The following is a 17,998-nucleotide window of genomic DNA, read 5'->3' on the forward strand; positions in this document are numbered from 1 at the left end:
TCCATGGAGAGAGATTGAGCAGATTGGCGAGCCGCCGAGCGTGTCTCGGTGCCGGGGAGGCTCATGGGCAAGGGACGCACAGGGGCAGGGAACGAGCGGGCCGTCGGTGCCACCGACAGCGGGGCGACTACCGCGACGGCCTGCCTCTCATAGGCCCGGAACCGTGTCTGCCGGGGCTTTTTCCCGTTCGGCATTGCGAAGGCAAATAGCCGGTATTGAAAGAAGAGATCGAACCATTTCGGTCATTTCAGCCAATTGTCACAGTCGCGTAGGCTCCTGCCCTTAGGACGCGTTCCAGACCCGGTACGACCGGAATTGCTGTCCTGCTGAATAGGAGCGAAGTATGACTTCCTCGAACCCCGCCCAGCTCATCGAAACCAACGAAGATCGACTGTTGAGCGTTCCGAGCGCCGCGCAGAACCAGCGACTTCTCGTCGTTCCGGGCGGAACCGGCACCGCGGTCAGCTACACTCTGGTCTACGATCTTTATGTTCCGGCGGCGACGGCGGGAGGGTGGGTTCCCTTCTTCCAGGGCGACGTCAACAACAGCAATGACGGCGACCTGTTCGGCAAGATCGAAGGCAACGGCTTCGGTATCGGCATTGGCGGCAACTACCAGGGCGTGGCCCCGCTCGACAGCTGGAACCGTATCGCCTTCACCGTCGAAACCACCGACAACGAAGTCACGATCACCAAATACATCAACGGCGAGCTGGTCGGCTCGCAGACCTCGAGCGACCCGAGCCGCTACGCCATCGACAAGGCGGCCGGCTTCCTGATCTTCTCCGATGAGGATGGCGAGACCTCCCCCGTCCATCTCAGCAATTTCGCCTATGCCGAGACGGTTCTCTCCACGGCGGACATCGCCGGCCTCGGCACCGCCAATGGCGAGGGCATCGTCTCGCCGGCCGCCAATGCCGCCTTCGTCGACGCCAATGGCTCGGAGTTCCGCTTCGGCGACGGCACGCTCGACGCCGCCTTCGGCGCCGCCACCCTTACCCCCGTCGAAACCGAGGTTGCGGTCGAGACCGCCGAGGAGGCCGGCATCCCGGCCATCCCGGCCGCCGACCAGCTGCTGTCGATCCCGGCCGGCGCGCCCGACCAGACCATCAAGCTCACCCCCGGCGGCACCGGCGCCGCGACGGAATTCACCATCGCCTTCGACGTCTACGTGTCGTCGGCCGGCAATAATGGCTGGATCCCGTTCTTCCAGAGCGACGCCGCCAATGGCAGCGACAGCGACCTGTTCGGCAAGGTCGACGGCGACAGCTACGGCATCGGCATCGGCGGCAACTACCAGGGCGAGGCCAAGCTCGACACCTGGAACCGCGTCGCCTTCACCGTCGAGCAGAAGGACGGCGAGGTCCAGATCAACAAGTACATCAATGGCGACCTGGTCGGCAGCCAGACCAGCACCGACCTGGCCCGCTACACCATCGACAAGGCGGCCGGCTTCCTGATCTTCTCCGACGAGGACGGCGAGACCTCGCCGGTGCACGTCTCCAACATCGCCTATGTCGAAGTGGCGCTGAACGACACGCAGATGAAGGCCATTGGCGGCCCCAGCGCCCCCGGCATCGTCCCGGCCATCCTCGAGCCGGACTTCCTCGCGGCCAACGGCAGCGAGTTCCGCTTCACCGACGGCACGCTCGACGCGACGCTGGGTGCCGGCACTCTCGAGCCGCAGAACAGCGAGTTGACCGTTGAAAGCCCGATCGAGGCCGGCGTTCCGGCGGTTTCCGCTCCGCCGGTCGATGGCGGCGACGGCGGCGAGCCGATCCAGCTGCGCTCGATCGCCGACATGATGCTGACCCCCGATGCCGACACCGTCACCATCGATCTCGGCGCGCACTTCACCGCGGAAGGCCTGACCTTCACGGTGACCAATTCCGACGGCGAGGCTGTCGAGGCGCGGCTGATCGACGGCAACAGGCTGGAGATCGACGCCAAGACGTTCGGCCGCTCCGACGTCCATGTCGAGGCCGTCGATGCCGAGGGCCAAGTCTATACCGACGACTTCCGCGTCCGCGTCGCCGGCGAGAACGCCTACACCATCGCCGTGCTGCCCGACACCCAGGACTACGTGTTCCCCGGTGCCGGCCAGCAGATCTTCAACGGCATGACCCAGTGGCTGGCCGACAATGCCGAGATGCTGAACCTGCGCTTCGTCACCAGCGTCGGCGACGTCACCTCCGGCAACACCGCCAGCGAATGGGCGATCGCCAAGGAGGCGTTCGAGAAGCTGAACGGCGTGGTTCCCTACGCCATGCTGCCCGGCAACCATGACCAGGGCGGTGGCGCCAGCAACTACACCTCGCTGCAGAGCCAGTATTTCGGCGTCGAGTACATGCAGGAGCATTCGACGCTCGGCGGCGTCTACGACCAGGAGGCCGGCGAGACCAAGAACGCCTGGTACACCTTCGAGGGGGCCGACGGCACCAAGTGGATCAACCTCTCGCTCGAATTCGGCGCCCGCGACGACGTGCTGCGCTGGGCCGGCGAGGTGCTCGACGCGCATTCCGACTACCGCGCCATCGTCACCACCCACCACTACACCAACATGGGCACCCGTGCCGACAACTACTCCGGCCCGCTGTTCGGCGAGGGCACCGGCAAGGACTATGGCGTCGGCAACAGCGCCGAGAACGCCAATGACGGCGAAGACATGTGGCAGGACCTGATCTACAGCCACACCAACGTGTCCTTCGTGTTCTCCGGCCACGTCTTTGGCGACGGCGCGGAGACCATCGTCAGCTACAATGAGGCCGGCGAGCCGGTCTACCAGATGTTCGTCAACTACCAGAACGGCGTGTCGCTGGAAGCGACCGGCAATGGCGACGCCACCGAGGGCGGCAATGGCGGCAACGGCGCCATCCGCCTGATCACCATCGATCCCGACAACGGCAAGGTCTATACCGAGACCTATCTCTCGGCGAAGGACGAGTACGTCACCGGCGCGCGCGGCGATGCCGAGCCCTCGCGCGACGGCAGCGGCGGCGATGGCAGCAGCGGCCCCGGCGAGGTGACGCAGCCGGTCGGCTTCGGCACCGACGCGCTGCCGGACGGCGACAGCGGCGTCATCAACGCGCCCAAGTTCGACCCGGCCAACGGCCTCAAGGTGACGCCCGGCTTCGCCCCGTCCGACGGCGGCAGCACCTATTCCAGTTACACGCTGGTCTATGACGTGAAGCTGCCGGAGACCGGCGGCCTGTCGTCGATCTTCCAGAGCGACCTCAACAACATCACCGATGGCGACCTGTGGCTGAACTATCGCGACGGCTATGCGGTGATCGGCACCAACGGCCAGGATGAGGGGCATCTGCCGCTCGGCGAGTATATCCGCCTCGTCATCACCCTCGAGCAGGTCGGCGAGGGCGGCTCGACCTACACCATGAACAAATACGTCAATGGCGAGTTGCAGGGCACCCAGACGGTGGGCTCGGCCTTCAATATCGGCCAGAGCGGCTTCCTGCTGTTCGCCGACGACAGCTTCGAGACCGTCGACTTCTCGATGTCGTCCTTCGCCTTCGTCGAGAAGGCCCTCAGCGCCGAGGACGTTGCCGGCCTCGGCGGCCCGACCGCCAGCGGCCCGTTCACCTCGCTGCTGCCGGGCGTCAACATGGCGCAGTTCGACTTCACCGCCGGCAACCTGAACGCCAATCTCGGCTCGGGCACCCTGTCCCAGCAGATCGGCGACGGGTCCGGCACCCAGCTGACCGGCGAGCTGCGCGAGCATGAGGAGGAGATCGACGCCGATCTCGGCACGCCGACGCAGCAGTTCCGCGCCGAGGCCGGCGCGCACCAGACCGTTGCGGCCGGCGACGCCAAAACGGCGGTGATCAGCCTCAACGCCGGTGGCTCGGTCGACAAGCTCGGCCAGATCGCCTTCTATGAATGGCTGAACGCCGATGGCGAGGTGATCGCCACCACCGCCGAGGCCGATGTCGCGCTCGGTGTCGGCGTGCATCAGCTGACGCTCCGGGCAACCACGACCGACGGCACCGTCTCGACCGATACCGTTCGCGTCACCGTGACCAACAGCGACACGCTGCTGTCGGAGAATTTCGACGACGGCAATGCCGAGGGCTGGACGGCGCCGGGTGCCCGCTGGCAGGTCGCCGGCTCGGTGCAGTCGCGCGGCACGGAGGTGGAGGGCATCGCCGCCGGCGAGGGCGCGCTGCGCGCCTATGACAACGCCTCCGGCATCATGAACTGGACCGGCGCCGGCAGCGACGCCTGGACCGGCTATACCGTCTCGGCCACTCTGACGGCGGAAGACCAGAAGGGCCTGGGGCTGGTCGCCTACTACACCGACGCGCAGAATTATTATCGCTTGTCCTTCGACATCTCGGCCAACGAGCACAAGCTCATCCGCGTGCAGGGCGGCGTCGAGACGGTGCTCGCCACCGAGAAGGGCACCACGCCGTTCGACCGCGCCTTCGCGGTGGAACTCGCCGTCGAAGACGGCAAGCTCTACGCCACCATGGACGGCGCGGCGCTGTTCGGCGGCATGGTCACCGATGACAGCCCGCTGTCGGGTGGCACTGTCGGCGTCTACTCCGCCGGTCAGCGCCAGGTGTTCTTCGACGACATCCTGGTGCAGAAGGGCACGCTGATCGCCGATGCCGGCAAGACCATCCGCGTCATCGACACCGATGGCGACGGCTCGGTCGACATCGACCTCTCGGCGCTCTCCAGCAACGGCCTGACCGGCGAAACCACGGTCAGCTGGAGCGAGGACGGCGAAGCCCTCGCCAGCGGCGCCGAAGGAACCGTCTCGCTCGAAACCGGCGAGCATCTCATCCGCCTCGACCTCGCCAATGCCGGCGGCACCTCCAGCGACACGGTGAAGGTGGAGATCGTCGCCGCCGACAAGGTGCTGGTGAACGAGGACTTCTCCGACGGCTTGGCCCAGGGCTTCCGCTTCGTCGACGAGGGCGAACTCGGCACCGCCGCCGCGTGGTCGGTGGTCGACGGGGTGCTGCAACAGAGCTCGAACCGCTACAGCCGCGAACTCGGCGGCACCGGCGACACCGCGCCGTCCTCGCAGTGGAGCCTCAACTGGAGCCCGCTCGGCGACGGCATCTACGCGCTGCGCAAGGGCACCTACGCCGTCTATGAGGGCGAGGGGGCCTCGGAGTGGGAGGATTACAGCGTCGAGACCACGTTCACCTCGGCGTCGGGTGGTGGCGTCGGCCTGCTCCTGCATTATCAGGACGCCGACAACTACTATAAGTTCGAGCTCGACAACCAGACCGGCCTACCGCAGCTGTTCAGCCTCAAGGACGGCATCGAGCAGACCCTCTGGCAGGGGCCGATGCGCTACGACACCGCCGGCACCAACACGCTGCGCGCCGACATCCTCGACGGCAAGCTGCAGGTCTGGCTGAACGGCGTGGCGCTGTTCACCCAGCCGATCGAGATCCACGACACCGAGAAGGGCAGCTTCGGGCTCTATAACTGGCGGGCCGGCAGCGGCGTCACCTATGACAATGTGACGGTGGTGTCGCTCGACTCGGAAGAGCCGGAGAACACCACGCCGGTGGCGGGTGCCGATGCGGGCTTCACCACCCGCACCGGCCAGGTGCTGACCCTCGCGGCGGCGCTGTTGCTGGCCAACGATATCGATGCCGATGCCGACGCGCTGAGCATCGTCGCGGTGGGCCAGGCGGTGGGCGGCACGGTCAGCCTCGACGAGGCCGGCAATGTGGTGTTCACCCCGACGACCGGCTTCGAGGGCGCAGCCTCCTTCACCTACACCATCTCGGACGGCAAGGGCGGCACCTCCACCGCCGGGGTCACGCTGGAGGTGGTTTCCGGGTCGCAGGGCGGCGTCGGCGACGACCGCCTCGAAGGCGGCGCCGGCGATGACGTGCTCGACGGCGGCCAGGGCAATGACAAGCTGTTCGGCAATGACGGCGACGACCAGCTGTCCGGCGGTCTCGGCAATGACCTGCTCAAGGGCGGCAACGGCGCCGATGTGCTCGACGGCGTGGCCGGCAGCGATCGCCTCGACGGCGGCGCGGGCGACGACCTGCTGACGGGCGGCGCCGGCGACGACACCCTGCTCGGCCAGTCCGGCGACGACCTGCTCAAGGGCGGCGAGGGCAACGACACCCTCAACGGCAATGAAGGCGACGACGAGCTCGAGGGCGGCAACGGCCATGACACGGTCTATGGCGGGTATGGCGACGACTGGCTGAAGGGCGGCAACGGCAATGACCGCCTGTCGGCCGGCGACGGCGACGACCTTCTCGAAGGCGGCACCGGCAACGACCTGCTGGCCGGCGGCAATGGCGACGATGTCCTGCGCGGCGGCATCGGCGACGACCGCTTCTGGGGCGGTGCCGGCGACGACCTCCTGCAGGGCGGCATCGGCGACGACCTGCTCAAGGGGGGCGAAGGCGACGACGTTCTCGAAGGCGGGCTCGGCAACGACACCTTCGTGTTCCAGCCGAATGCCGGAGCCGACGTCATCATCGACTTCGCTAGCGGCGACGTCATCGAGTTCAGCAATCTGGACTTCGCGACGTTCGACGAGGTGGTGGCGGCGATGATCGACACCGCCGACGGCGTGGTCATCCAGCTCGACGACAGCGGCAACAACACCGTGCTGGTCGAGGACATGACCAAGAGCCGCCTGGGCGCCGACGACTTCCTCTTCAGCTGAACCAAGGACGCAGCCGGCTCGCCATCGAGCCGGCTGCCGCCGACCGTCACCGGCCGGACGCCGCCGGGCTGTCATAAACACGTCTGCCGAAGGCCGGTATAGGGTCGTCTTCACCTGCGGCGGGGAGCCGGGCGCCGAAAGCGGTGCCGGCGCCGCGCCGCCATCGCCAGCAGGTTCGCGGGCGGTGTATCGGAGGCAAGATGTCGATCACGCAGCTTCGCGCATTCCACTATGTCGCCGCCGCCGGCGGCTACTCGCAGGCGGCGCGCGAGACCGCGATAAGCCAGTCGAATCTCTCCAACCAGGTGCGGCAGCTCGAGGCGGCGTCCGGCCTGTCGCTGTTCCAGCGCGGCCCGCGCGGCGTCACCCTCACCGCCGATGGCGAGCGCCTGTACCAGGTGACCTCGCGGCTGTTCGCCACCCTGGCCGAGGCGGCCGCCATCCTCAAGAGCCGGAAGATCGACGGCGGTCAGCTGCGGGTGGCCGCCGACGGCGTGGTGCACTCGCTGCCGATCCTGCGCGCCCTGCGCCGGCGGCGTCCCAATCTCGTGTTCTCGCTGCAGGTGCACAATTCCGACAACGTCATCGAGCAGCTCGTGCAGTTCCGTGCCGATGTCGGCATCACCGCCGAGCTGCCGAAGGACGACCGGCTGAAGGTGCAGCCGCTCGCCAATATGAAGATCGGCCTGCTGGTGCTGGCGGAGCACGACTGGGCCGTGCGCGGCAGCGTCGCCATGCGCGATCTGCAAGGGATCAATTTCGTGCTGCGGGAGCGCGGCTCGCGCACCCGCGCGGTCTTCGAGCAGAATCTGGTCGAGAGCGGGGTTTCCCTCGGCGCCATCCTTGAAGTATCGACGCGCGAGGGCGTGCGCGAGGCGGTGGCGGCCGGCTTCGGGCTCGGGGTCATCGCCGATCTCGAATTCGGCCACGACAGCCGCCTGCGTTTCGTGCCGATCCGCGACGCCGCCATCATGATCGAGGAATATGTCGTCTGCCTCGACGAGCGACGGCGCACGCCGCTGATCGACGACTTCTTCACCTGCGCGCAGGAGGCCTTCAATCCGGCCTTCAATCCGGCCTTCAATCCGGCCTTCAATCCGGCCTTCAATCCGGCCTTCACTCCTCCCGCATCGCGCGGGCAATCTGGTCCTGAAGCGGCTTGACGAAATAGCTGAGCGCGCTGCGCTCGCCGGTCTGCAGGAAGACTTCCGCCGGCATGCCGGGTATCAGCTTCAGTTCCCCCAGCTGGGCGATCTGGTCGGGCGGCAGGGTGATCTGGGCGACGTAGTAGCTCAGCCCCGCCCGCTCATCCGTGGTCAGATCGGCGGCGATGCGCGACACGAACCCCTTGAGTTCCGGCGTCGTCTTCTGGTTGAAGGCGGCGAGCCGGATTTCCGCGGTCTGGCCGATCGAGACCTGGTCGATATCGGCCGGGGAGATTCGCGCCTCGATCACCAGTGCATCATTGCCCGGCACGATCATCATCACCGTCTGGCCGGGCGAGACGACGCCGCCGACGGTGTGCACATCGAGCTGATGCACGATGCCGGCCACCGGCGCGCGCAGCTCGACGCGGGTGAGCTTGTCCTGGGCGGCGATGCGGCGCTCCTGAAGCTCCGCCCATTTCCCCTCGATCTCGCGCAGCTGCTCGATGACCTCCGCGCGGCGGTCCTGGTCCAGTTGCAGGATCTGCAGCTCGGTCTCGCTGATACGGCCGCGGGTGCGCGCCAGGTCGGCCTCGAGCTGCCCCCGCTCGCCGGCGATACGGGCTTCGTCGCGCTGGAGCGTGCGCAGACGGGTGAGCGGGGTCAGTCCCTTGCGGTAAAGCTCGTCGGCGCCGGCAATCTCTTCCTTGATGAAGCCGATCTCGACGCTCTTGGCGGCGATCTGGGCGTCCAGCCCTTTGACCTCTTCGCCGAGCTGCTCGACGCGGGTGCGCAATTGCGAGACCTGTCCCTCCATGGCGGTGCGGCGCGAGGCGAACAGGCTGATCTCGCCGTCGAGGGCACGCGCGACATTGGCCTCCCCGCGCCGGGAGACGAGGTCCGGCGCGTGACGCACCTCGTCGGCGCGATCGCGCTCGGCCTCAAGCCGGGACCGGCGTGCTGACAGCTCGACCAGCTGGGTGTCGACGACCATCAGGTTGGCGAGGGTAACGGTGTCGTCGAGCCGCAGCAGCGTCTCGCCGGTGGTCACGTGCTGACCCTCCTTCACCGCAATGACGCCGACGACGCCGCCCTCGGGGTGCTGGATGCGTTTGCCGGAGCTTTCCACCACGATGGTGCCGGACGTGACCACCGCCCCATTGAGCGCCGCCATCGTCGCCCAGCCTCCGCCGCCGAGGACGAGCAGCAGGATGCTGGCGCCGCCGATCGCAAGATGCCGCTCGATGCCATCGTCGCCCGGACGCTGGGCGAAGCGGGCGCGCAGGCGCCCCAGCCATGTGCCTGGACCGGTCATGCCGCCACCGTGTGCTTGAGCACCCGTCCGAGCACCTCGGCTTTCGCTCCAAAAGCCTGCTGCTTGCCTTCCGCCAGCATCAGGACGAGATCGACCGCGGCGAGTGCGCTGGGGCGGTGCGCGATGACCACCACGACCCGCCCGGAGTCACGCGCCCAACGGATGGCCTGCGTCAGGGCCGCCTCGCCATCGGCGTCGAGATTCGAGTTGGGTTCGTCGAGCACGATCAGGAACGGTTCGCCATAGAGAGCGCGCGCAAGGGCGACCCGCTGGCGCTCGCCACCGGACAGGGCGGTGCCGCCCTCTCCGAGCCGGGTGTCGTAGCCGGCGGGCAGGCGCAGGACCAGCTCGTGCACGCCGGCGCGCCGGGCGGCGGCGATGATGGCGGACGGATCGGGCTTGGGCCCGAAGCGGGCAATGTTTTCCGCGACCGTGCCGTCGAACAGCTCGATATCCTGCGGCAGATAACCGATATGGCCGCCGAGCGCGTCGCGGTCCCACTGCTCGATGGCGGCGCCATCGAGCCGCACGCTGCCCTTCGAGCCCGGCCAGACGCCGACGAGGCCACGGGCGAGGGTGGACTTGCCCGAGCCGCTGGCACCGATGACGCCGACCGCGCTGCCGGCCGGCACCGAGAAATTGAGGCCGGCGATGATCGGCCTGGGCTGCCCCGGCGCCGTCACCGCGAGCGCCTCGACATCGAGACGGCCCGCCGGCGCCGGCAGCGGCATCGGCGCCGCGCCTGCCGGGAACTCCCGCGCCAGCACGCCGAGCCTGGCATAGCCTTGCCGGGCGGCAACGAAGCCGCGCCAGTTGGCGATGGCGAGTTCGACGGGGGCGAGGGCGCGCGAGGAGATGATGGAAGCCGCGATCATGACGCCGCCCGACGCCTCGCCGCCGATCACCAGGAAAGCGCCCGCCGCCAGCATCAGCGATTGCAACAGGAAGCGAAAAGACTTGCTGGTGGAGACCAGATCGCCGGACACATAGGCCGCCTTGCGATTATCGGCGAGGTAGGCGTCATGGGCCTGCTCCCAGCGCGCGCGCATCGGCTGGCCCATGCCGAGGGCGCCGATGGTTTCGATGTTGCGGCAATAGGCATCGGCGATCGCATTGCGGGCGGAGGACCGCTTGGCCACCTCGCGCTGCGGCGCCTTGGTGGCAAGCTCCGTCACTACCATGAAGCCGCACAGCACGAGGATGCCGCCGAGGCCGACCAGCCCCAGCAGCGGGTGGAAGACGAAAAGCAGCGCCAGATAGAGCGGCACCCAGGGCAGATCGAATATGGCTACCGGTCCCTGCCCGGACAGAAACTGTCGAAGCTGGTCGAGATCGCGCAGCGGTTGCTGGCTGTTGCCCTCCCGCCCACGGCGCAGCGCCAGGCCCGACATCAGGTCGAAGGCGAGACCGCGCAGATTGGCGTCGAGCCGGATCCCCAGCCCGACCAGGACGCGGGCGCGTATCAGGTCGAGCAATCCCTGAAATCCGTAAAGGATCGCCACCAGGATCAGCAATGCCACCAGGGTCGGCACGCTGCGGCTTGCCAGCACGCGATCATACACCTGCAGCATGAAGAACGGGCCGGTGAGCATCAGCAGGTTGATGACGCAGCTGAAGGCGGCGATGCCCGACAGTGCCCGGCGGCAGGAGCGGAAGGCGTTGTCGATCGCCGAGGCGGGCGGGCGGGAGGCCGGCATTTTCATGAGATCACGGGTCACAGTCGCGGACGGTCACGGTCAGGGGCTGCCGGGAAATGGTCCCGGCAGGCGTCGGCGTAACCGATGCCTCTGACAGCTCCGTGACCATTCCTGCCGAAACCGCATGCGAAGGATGTGAAGGGCGAGGGCGCCACGTGAGCGCCCGATGCCGGAAGCAGGACGACGGAACGTCCGCCTCGCGGCGCACCGCTTTTCCTCACGGAGTTCATGTACTTAGGGGGATGGCGGGCACGCCTTCCCTATGTCGCCCGATCCCCGCACCGGCGGGCATTAAGCGCGCTGCGGGCAGTTTGCCTATTTTGTAGGCTCGCCCATGTGGAGAGCAGACAAACCAAACTTCGTGTGTTGGCGATACTTCCCGCCCCGTGCGCCGCCTTACCTTCTGCACCGCGTCGGCGGCTCTCCGGTGCGGTCATAGGGAGTAAGGTGCGTTAATGCCTGCAAATCCGTTTCATCTCGCCTGGTTTCTCCAAGGTTCAAGTATCCAGGCCTGGGGAGAGCCGTGGACCGGCAACATCGCGCAGGAATGGATGACCGCCGATATGTTCCTCGACTTGGTGAAGTCGATGGAGCGCGCGTGCTTCGACTACATCCTTATCGAGGATTCGATCTATATCGGGCAGAACTGGCAGAACTCGCGCGACATCTTCCTCAAGGGTGGCATCTGCGCCCCGCGGCAGGAGCCCTCGGTCGTCGCGACGCTCATGGCCGCCGCCACCAAGCGGCTCGGCATCGTGCCGACGCTCTCGACCTTCGCCTACCATCCCTACCTGACCGCCCGCATCGTCGGCTCGCTCGACCAGATCTCCGGCGGGCGGGCGGGCTGGAACATGGTGACCGGCTCGTCGGATTTCTCGGCGCAGAATTTCGGCCTGGAGAAACTGCCGGAGCATGACCAGCGCTACGTGATGGCGCAGGAATATATCGACATCGTCAAGGGGCTGTGGGGCTCCTGGGAGCCGGGCGCCATCCTCGATGACCGCGAGAACGGCATCCTCATCGACCCCGCCAAGGTCCACACCATCGACTATGCCGGGCAGTATTACAGCTCGCGCGGGCCGCTGAACTCCGGGCCGTGCCCGCAGGGCCAGCCGGTGATCGCCCAGGCCGGCGGCTCGAAGAGCGGACGCACCATCGCCGCAACCCATGCCGACACCATCGTCGCCGCGCCGAACGGCGTCGCCGCCATGAAGCAGTATCGCGACGACATCCGCGCCCAGATGGCGGCGATGGGACGCGATCCGAACAGCTGCAAGATCCTCTTCCTGCTCTCGCCGATCGTCGCCGAGACCGAGGACCAGGCCCAATGGTTCGCCGAGCAGCGCCGCGTCTCGGCCGCCGCCAATCTCGACGCCCGCATGGCGCGTTTCGGCTGGAGCACCAATCTCGACCTCTCCAGCCTCGATCTCGATACGCCGGTGAGCCAGCTCAGCCTGACCACCAACGGCCACCAGTCGAGCCTGTCGCAATTCCTCACCCGCGCCGGCGACAAGCCGCTGCGCGAGGCGATGATCGACCATGTGAGCTGCGGCTACTGCGTCGACGTGGTCGGCACGCCGGACAGTGTCGCCAGCCAGATGGAAGAGATCATGGCGGAGGTCGGCGGCGACGGTTTCCTTCTTGCATTGGGCGATGTCAGTCGCCGTTCGGTCGCCACCATCATGGACGGGCTCGTCCCGGTATTGCAGCGCCGTGGCCTTACCCGACGTGCCTACGCCCACGAGCAACTGCGCGACAACCTGCTCGAGTTCTGACCGCCGCCATCCCGCGATCTCCCCCTTGAAGACAGGACGATGCCGATGAAGCCGCTCCACCCGCACTTGCTGCGCCGCCCGCTGCGCACCGGTGTCCTTGCGCTCAGTGCCCTCGTGCTCGCCGCCGGCCTGTCGGCCGCCTCCGCCGAGAAGCTCAGGCTCGGCAATGAGGGCGTCTATCCGCCCTTCTCGATGGTGGACTCCTCCGGAAACCTCACCGGCATGGAACCCGAGCTGGCGCGGGAGATGTGCAAGCGCATCGGCGCCGACTGCGAAATCGTCGTCATGGATTTCAAGGCGCTGATCCCCTCGATGCTGCAGGGCAAGTTCGACGGCATCGTCACCCAGATCTCGCCGACGCCGGAACGTGTCGAAAAGGCGCTGTTCGCCATGCCGATCGTCTACAATCCGGCGACCTTCATCGTGAAGAAGGACAGCGACTACACGCTGACCAAGGAAGGGGTCACCGGCAAGGGCCTGCGGATCGCGCTGCAGCGCGGCGCTTCCATGGTCCCCTACATCCACAAGCACTTCGGCAAGGACACCTTCACCGAGGTCTATTACGACAACCCCGACCAGATGAAGCTCGACCTCCTCGCCGGGCGCCTCGACCTGGTGTTCGATTCCAAGATCAACTGGACGCTGGAGCTGATCGCGAAGCCCGAAGGCAAGGACTACAAGCTCGCCGGCGGCGACCACTGGCTCGGCGACCCCGCGATCCCCGAGGCCGAGCGCGGCTATAGCTGGATCTTCCCGAAGAAGAGCGAAGAGCTGGTCAAGCGCGTCAACACCGCGCTGGCCGAGATGATCAAGGACTGCACCTACACCAAGATCCGCAAGAAGTACGTGCCGGTGGCGACACTCGCCTCGGAAGCCGCCTGCGCCAACGTGAACTGAGCGAGACACGCACGGAGACCGGCGGATGACCAATCTCTCCCTCGCCGACTTGGCAGGCTATATGCGCCAGCTCGGCGAGGGAGCCCTCATCACGCTGGAGCTTTTCCTCACCAGCTTCGCGCTGGCCTTCATATTCGGCGTGCTGATCGGCATCGCCACGCTCTCGCGCAGCCGGGTCGTGCAAGGGATATGGCGGGTCTATGCCTCGATCTTCATGGGGGTGCCCTCGCTGCTGGTCATCTTCCTGACCTTCTATGGCGGCAGCGCCATGCTGGGAGCGGTGCTGGGCGAGTTCGGCGCGCGGATCGACATCTCGCCCTTCGGCGCCGGCGTCATCGCCTTTACCGTCGTCTATGCGGCCTATATCGCCGAGCTGGTGCGCGGCGCCATCGAGAACCTGCCCAAGGGCCAGTTCGAGGGCGCGCGGGCGCTGGCGATCCCGCCGGCGATCATGTGGGGCAAGGTGATCCTGCCGCAGGTCATGCGGCTGGCGCTGCCCGGCCTCGTCAATGTGTGGAGCTTCATGCTGAAGGAAACCCCGTTGGTGTCGCTGGCGGGCCTGCAGGACCTCGTCGCCGCCGCCAAGATCGCGGCCGGAGCCACCAAGGAACCCTTCATCTTCTTCGTCGCCACCGCGCTCGTGTTCATCGCGTTCAGCGCCCTGTCGTTCAGGTTGGCGAGCCGGCTGGAAACCCGGCTCGACCGCGGCCAGCGCCGCGAGGCGGCAGGCCGTTCCTCTTCCAGGGCCGCGGCATGAACGGACTGCCGATCGATCTCGCCCTCGCCTGGGAGAGCCTGCCGGCGCTGTTCGACGGGCTGAAGGTGACGGCGATCCTCACCGCGCTGCCGCTGTTGCTCGGCCTCGCGCTGGCCTTCCCGATCTGCTTCGCCCGCATGTCGGACCGCCGCTGGCTGGCGCTGCTGGCGGAAGCCTTCGTGACCTTCTTCCGCGGCGCGCCGCTGCTGATCCTGCTCTATCTGGTCTATTACGGGCTCGGGCAGATAGAGGCGCTGCGCGAAGGCCCGTTCTGGATCCTGTTCGGCTCTCCCTTCGGTTGCGCCATCGTCGCGCTCAGCCTCAATCACGCGGCCTATATGGTGGAGGTACTGCGCGGCGGCCTGCTTGCCGTCCCGCACGGGATCGTCGAGGCGAGCGAGGCGCTCGGCATCACCCGGCGCAACATCTTCATCTGGGTGAAGATGCCGCTGGCGATCCGCTACGGGCTGAAGGCCTACCAGAACGAGGTGGTGAGTTTCATCAAGGGCACCGCCATCGTCTCGGTGGTGACGATCACCGATCTCACCGCCGTCGCCAATTCCATCTTCGAGCAGACCTATGATCCGTTCACGCCCATTCTCTGTGCGGCGGCGTTCTACTGGGCGTTCGTGAACATCATCCGCCTCGGCTTCGGTCTTTGGGGGCGCTGGCTCAACCGCCACAATGCCGAGGATGTCGCAGCCGATGCCGGCGTGCCGGGGAGGGGCGCTGCGCTGCGCCGGACCTCCGATCTGGGGCAGGTGACGCCATGACGATGCACGCGCCTGCTCCCGATGCCGCCAAAGAGCCGGGCCGGCTCGCGATCACCATTTCCGGGCTGGTGAAGCACTATGGCAGCCATCGCGCCCTCAACGGCATCGATCTCGAGGTACGGCGCGGCGAGAGGATCGTGATCTGCGGCCCTTCCGGCTCGGGCAAATCGACGCTGATCCGGTGCATCAATGCGCTGGAGCGTCATGATGGCGGCTCCATCGTGGTGAACGGCATCGAACTAACCGCCGACGAGGGCACGGTGCAGGATATCCGCCAGGAAGTCGGCATGGTGTTCCAGCACTTCAATCTGTTTCCTCACCTCACGGCGATCGAGAACTGCATGCTGGCGCCGCAGCTCAATCGCGGGCTGACCAAAGCGCGGGCCGAGAAGCTCGCCATGCATTATCTGGAGCGGGTCCATCTCGCGGACCACGCGCGCAAGTACCCCTCGCGCCTGTCCGGCGGCCAGCAGCAGCGGGTGGCGATTGCGCGCGCGCTCTGCATGGAGCCCCGCATATTGTTGTTCGACGAGCCGACCTCGGCGCTCGACCCCGAGATGGTCAACGAGGTGCTGGGCGTGATGGAGGAACTCGCCGCCAGCGGCGTCACCATGCTCTGCGTCACCCATGAGATGGGATTCGCCCGCAGAGTGGCGGACCGCTGCGTCTTCATGGACCATGGCGAGATCGTGGAAAGTCGCGATGCCGCGAGCTTCTTCCAGGCGCCGGAAAGCCAGCGCCTGCGCGATTTCCTCGCCCAGATTCTGCGCTGAGAGAACAGGTCGTGCCACAGCATGGCTCGCGCTGAAGCGCGGCGATGGCGGGAAGCGAGACGGCGGCGCCATGGCGGAGCGAGATCGGCGATGCACCGACCGTGGAAGGGCAGGGGCCAGGGCCGGCGGCAGGCAAGCGGATCGGGCGCCCTGCCTCAGGTCAGGTGGTGGAAACGTCGCCCGAAATAGACCAGCCCCTCGCAGGTGTCGTGCTGGTGCAGGCCGAGCACCTCGCAGAAGACGACATCGTGAGTGCCCACCGTGGCCACCTGCGTCACGCGGCAATCGAAGGCCACCGTCGCCTCCGACAGCACCGGTGCGCCGGTGACCAGCGTCGTCCAACCGGCGCCGGCGAAGCGCTCGTCCATGGTCTTCACGCCGCCGGCAAAGGTCATGGAGAGCGCTTCGTGATGCGGGCCGGCCAGCGTGTTGACGCACAGAACCCGGCTCGACGTGATCGCCTCGTGAGACTGGTTGGAGCGGTTCACGCACACCAGAAGCGTCGGCGGACTGTCGGTCACCGAGCACACCGCCGAGGCGGTGAAGCCGCATCTTCCTCGTTCGCCGAGGCTGGTAATGATGTTGACCGCGGCGGGCAGCTTGGACATGCCGCTGCGGAAGAGGTCCCGGTTCACCGGCGTCGGCGCCTCTGCTGAAGCTATGGTGGCTGCATGCGAACTGGCCGCACTCATGAAGGCTCCGATCGGCAAGCGTGAGGACGGGAAGGGCTGTCGGGTCAGAACTCGCGCAGCATTTCACGCAGCGTGGCGCCCTCGGTGTAGCTGGTGCGGGCCAGCCCGCGGCGCTGCAATGCCGGCACCAGGCCTTCGCAGATGTCGTTTATGTATTGCCGGCTGATATTGGTGGTGAATGGCCGGGTGATCAGGAAGCCGTCCCCTCCCACCTCGGCCATCACCTCGCCCATCCGCTCGGCAACCTGGTCCGGCGTGCCGATCAGGCCGTCGAGGCCGCGCGCGAGCTGGTCGGCGCAGAGCTGGCGCAAGGTCTTGCCGCTCCCCCATTGCTGGAAGGCATCGAGCGAGCCCTGTTCGCCATTGGTGGTGAGGTGCGGCAGCGGCTCGTCGAGATCGAATTTGGAAAAATCGATGTCGGTGATCGCGGCGATCAGCGCCAGCGCCTTCTCGCAATAATCCGGCGCCTCGACGATGCGCGCCGCCTTGGCCTTGGCCTCTTCCTCGCTCTCGCCGAGGATGGGGGCGACGACGAACAGCACCTTGATATCGTCCGGGTTGCGCCCGCCGGCTTCCGCCCTGGCCCGGACGTCGTCGCGATACGCCTTCAGGCCGGCCACGCCCATCGACGGCGCGATGATGCTGTCGGCCGTCATGGCGGCGAACTGGCGTCCGCGCGGCGAGCCGCCGGCCTGCACGAAGGCCGGCCGATGCTGTGGGGAAGGCACGCAGTTCAGCGGGCCGCGGCTTTTATAATAGCTGCCCTTGAAGTGGATCGGCTTCACCTTGGCATAGTCGGCATAGGTGCCGGTCGAACGGTCGCGCACCACCGCATCCGGTTCCCAACTGGCCCAGAGCTGCTTGCACAGCTCGACATACTCGTCGGCCATGTCGTAGCGCATCTGCCGGGGCGGCAGCTTGTCCATGCCGAAATTCTCGGCGGCCAGATCCTCGCCGGTGGTGACGATGTTCCAGCCGAAGCGCCCCTTGCAGATATTGTCGAGCGTCGAGCACAGCCGGGCCAGCATGAACGGCGGATAGGCCATGGTCGAGAAGGTGGCGACCACCCCGAGATGGGTGGTGCTCGCGCCGATCAGAGCCGCCATCGGCGAGGGATCGGCCTTCGGCCCCATGATGTTGTGCTTCAGGTAGATCTCGTTGGTGCCGCCATAGGCCTCCGAGATCATCAGCGTATCTTCGAGCATGATGTAGTCGAAACACGCCCGTTCCATCGCCTGGGCCATGTCGATGTAGAACTTGCCGTCCCACGGGTCTCCGCCGCCGGTGAACGTCTTCGTCCACTCGTCGACGGCGAAATTGGTGAACCATCCTAGGTGGAATGGCCGTGCACTCATGGGGAAGCCTCGATGCGCCTGTCCAGAACCGATGCGGCAGCCTAGTGCGGCGGCTCGGCGCGGGACCATCGTCAAAACCCCAAGCGATGTTCCCGCCGGGGGACGGCGCAACATTGAGCATCGCACTTTCGCTTGATGACATATTGATC

Annotated in this window: 11 protein-coding genes; 7 read left to right on the forward strand and 4 right to left on the reverse strand. The window is 66.8% G+C overall.

The features are described from left to right. Positions 1-343: 343 nt before the first annotated feature. Together KHC24_RS05620 and KHC24_RS05625 are read left to right on the forward strand one after the other, a co-directional pair. A complete protein-coding gene (locus KHC24_RS05620; protein ID WP_213360302.1) occupies positions 344-6,670 on the forward strand; it encodes an Ig-like domain-containing protein in 6,327 nt (2,108 codons plus the stop codon). Positions 6,671-6,870: 200 nt separating this feature from the next. After that, a complete protein-coding gene (locus KHC24_RS05625) occupies positions 6,871-7,833 on the forward strand; it encodes a LysR family transcriptional regulator (RefSeq protein ID WP_213360311.1) in 963 nt (320 codons plus the stop codon). On the opposite strand, the gene KHC24_RS05630 is transcribed toward KHC24_RS05625, so the two are convergent. After that, positions 7,787-9,130 carry an HlyD family type I secretion periplasmic adaptor subunit gene (locus KHC24_RS05630; RefSeq protein ID WP_213360314.1) on the reverse strand — a complete coding sequence of 448 codons (1,344 nt, stop codon included), beginning with the start codon at positions 9,128-9,130 and terminating at the stop codon, positions 7,787-7,789. The two genes, KHC24_RS05625 and KHC24_RS05630, sit on opposite strands and share 47 nt — an antisense overlap. Next, on the reverse strand, positions 9,127-10,827 hold the full coding sequence (locus tag KHC24_RS05635; protein WP_246546164.1) for a type I secretion system permease/ATPase: 1,701 nt from the start codon (positions 10,825-10,827) through the stop codon (positions 9,127-9,129). Before KHC24_RS05635 ends, KHC24_RS05630 begins: the two co-directional genes overlap by 4 nt. 455 nt (positions 10,828-11,282) lie before the next feature. Between KHC24_RS05635 and KHC24_RS05640 the strand changes: the two genes are divergently transcribed. From KHC24_RS05640 to KHC24_RS05660, 5 genes are read left to right on the forward strand one after another with little or no spacing between them, the layout of a single operon-like run. Beyond that, on the forward strand, positions 11,283-12,602 hold the full coding sequence (locus tag KHC24_RS05640; protein WP_213360324.1) for an NtaA/DmoA family FMN-dependent monooxygenase: 1,320 nt from the start codon (positions 11,283-11,285) through the stop codon (positions 12,600-12,602). Positions 12,603-12,647: 45 nt separating this feature from the next. Then, positions 12,648-13,499 carry a transporter substrate-binding domain-containing protein gene (locus tag KHC24_RS05645; protein WP_246546166.1) on the forward strand — a complete coding sequence of 284 codons (852 nt, stop codon included), beginning with the start codon at positions 12,648-12,650 and terminating at the stop codon, positions 13,497-13,499. Between the two features lie 25 nt (positions 13,500-13,524). Continuing rightward, positions 13,525-14,256, forward strand: a complete 732-nt coding sequence (locus KHC24_RS05650) for an ABC transporter permease (protein WP_213360326.1) — start codon at positions 13,525-13,527, stop codon at positions 14,254-14,256. Then, positions 14,253-15,029 carry an ABC transporter permease subunit gene (locus KHC24_RS05655; protein ID WP_213360328.1) on the forward strand — a complete coding sequence of 259 codons (777 nt, stop codon included), beginning with the start codon at positions 14,253-14,255 and terminating at the stop codon, positions 15,027-15,029. Before KHC24_RS05650 ends, KHC24_RS05655 begins: the two co-directional genes overlap by 4 nt. Then, complete coding sequence (locus KHC24_RS05660; RefSeq protein WP_213360330.1) at positions 15,026-15,802, forward strand: amino acid ABC transporter ATP-binding protein; 777 nt, start codon at positions 15,026-15,028, stop codon at positions 15,800-15,802. Before KHC24_RS05655 ends, KHC24_RS05660 begins: the two co-directional genes overlap by 4 nt. A gap of 155 nt (positions 15,803-15,957) precedes the next feature. On the opposite strand, the gene KHC24_RS05665 is transcribed toward KHC24_RS05660, so the two are convergent. Next, positions 15,958-16,494, reverse strand: coding sequence for a flavin reductase (locus KHC24_RS05665; protein ID WP_213360334.1), 537 nt, complete (start codon positions 16,492-16,494; stop codon positions 15,958-15,960). Between the two features lie 44 nt (positions 16,495-16,538). Beyond that, positions 16,539-17,849 (reverse strand): NtaA/DmoA family FMN-dependent monooxygenase, encoded by a 1,311-nt coding sequence (locus KHC24_RS05670; RefSeq protein WP_213360337.1) that lies wholly within the window; start codon positions 17,847-17,849, stop codon positions 16,539-16,541. Positions 17,850-17,998: the final 149 nt, after the last annotated feature.

The organism is Ancylobacter defluvii (assembly GCF_018390605.1).
Taxonomy (GTDB): domain Bacteria; phylum Pseudomonadota; class Alphaproteobacteria; order Rhizobiales; family Xanthobacteraceae; genus Ancylobacter; species Ancylobacter defluvii.

Excerpts from the sequence above, each read along its gene's own strand:
- KHC24_RS05660 (WP_213360330.1), top strand. The coding sequence starts at position 15,026 with ATGACGATGCACGCGCCTGCTCCCGATGCCGCCAAAGAGCCGGGCCGG.
- KHC24_RS05620 (WP_213360302.1), top strand. The coding sequence starts at position 344 with ATGACTTCCTCGAACCCCGCCCAGCTCATCGAAACCAACGAAGATCGA.
- KHC24_RS05665 (WP_213360334.1), bottom strand. The coding sequence starts at position 16,494 with ATGAGTGCGGCCAGTTCGCATGCAGCCACCATAGCTTCAGCAGAGGCG.
- KHC24_RS05630 (WP_213360314.1), bottom strand. The coding sequence starts at position 9,130 with ATGACCGGTCCAGGCACATGGCTGGGGCGCCTGCGCGCCCGCTTCGCC.
- KHC24_RS05650 (WP_213360326.1), top strand. The coding sequence starts at position 13,525 with ATGACCAATCTCTCCCTCGCCGACTTGGCAGGCTATATGCGCCAGCTC.
- KHC24_RS05670 (WP_213360337.1), bottom strand. The coding sequence starts at position 17,849 with ATGAGTGCACGGCCATTCCACCTAGGATGGTTCACCAATTTCGCCGTC.
- KHC24_RS05635 (WP_246546164.1), bottom strand. The coding sequence starts at position 10,827 with ATGCCGGCCTCCCGCCCGCCCGCCTCGGCGATCGACAACGCCTTCCGC.
- KHC24_RS05645 (WP_246546166.1), top strand. The coding sequence starts at position 12,648 with ATGAAGCCGCTCCACCCGCACTTGCTGCGCCGCCCGCTGCGCACCGGT.
- KHC24_RS05640 (WP_213360324.1), top strand. The coding sequence starts at position 11,283 with ATGCCTGCAAATCCGTTTCATCTCGCCTGGTTTCTCCAAGGTTCAAGT.
- KHC24_RS05655 (WP_213360328.1), top strand. The coding sequence starts at position 14,253 with ATGAACGGACTGCCGATCGATCTCGCCCTCGCCTGGGAGAGCCTGCCG.
- KHC24_RS05625 (WP_213360311.1), top strand. The coding sequence starts at position 6,871 with ATGTCGATCACGCAGCTTCGCGCATTCCACTATGTCGCCGCCGCCGGC.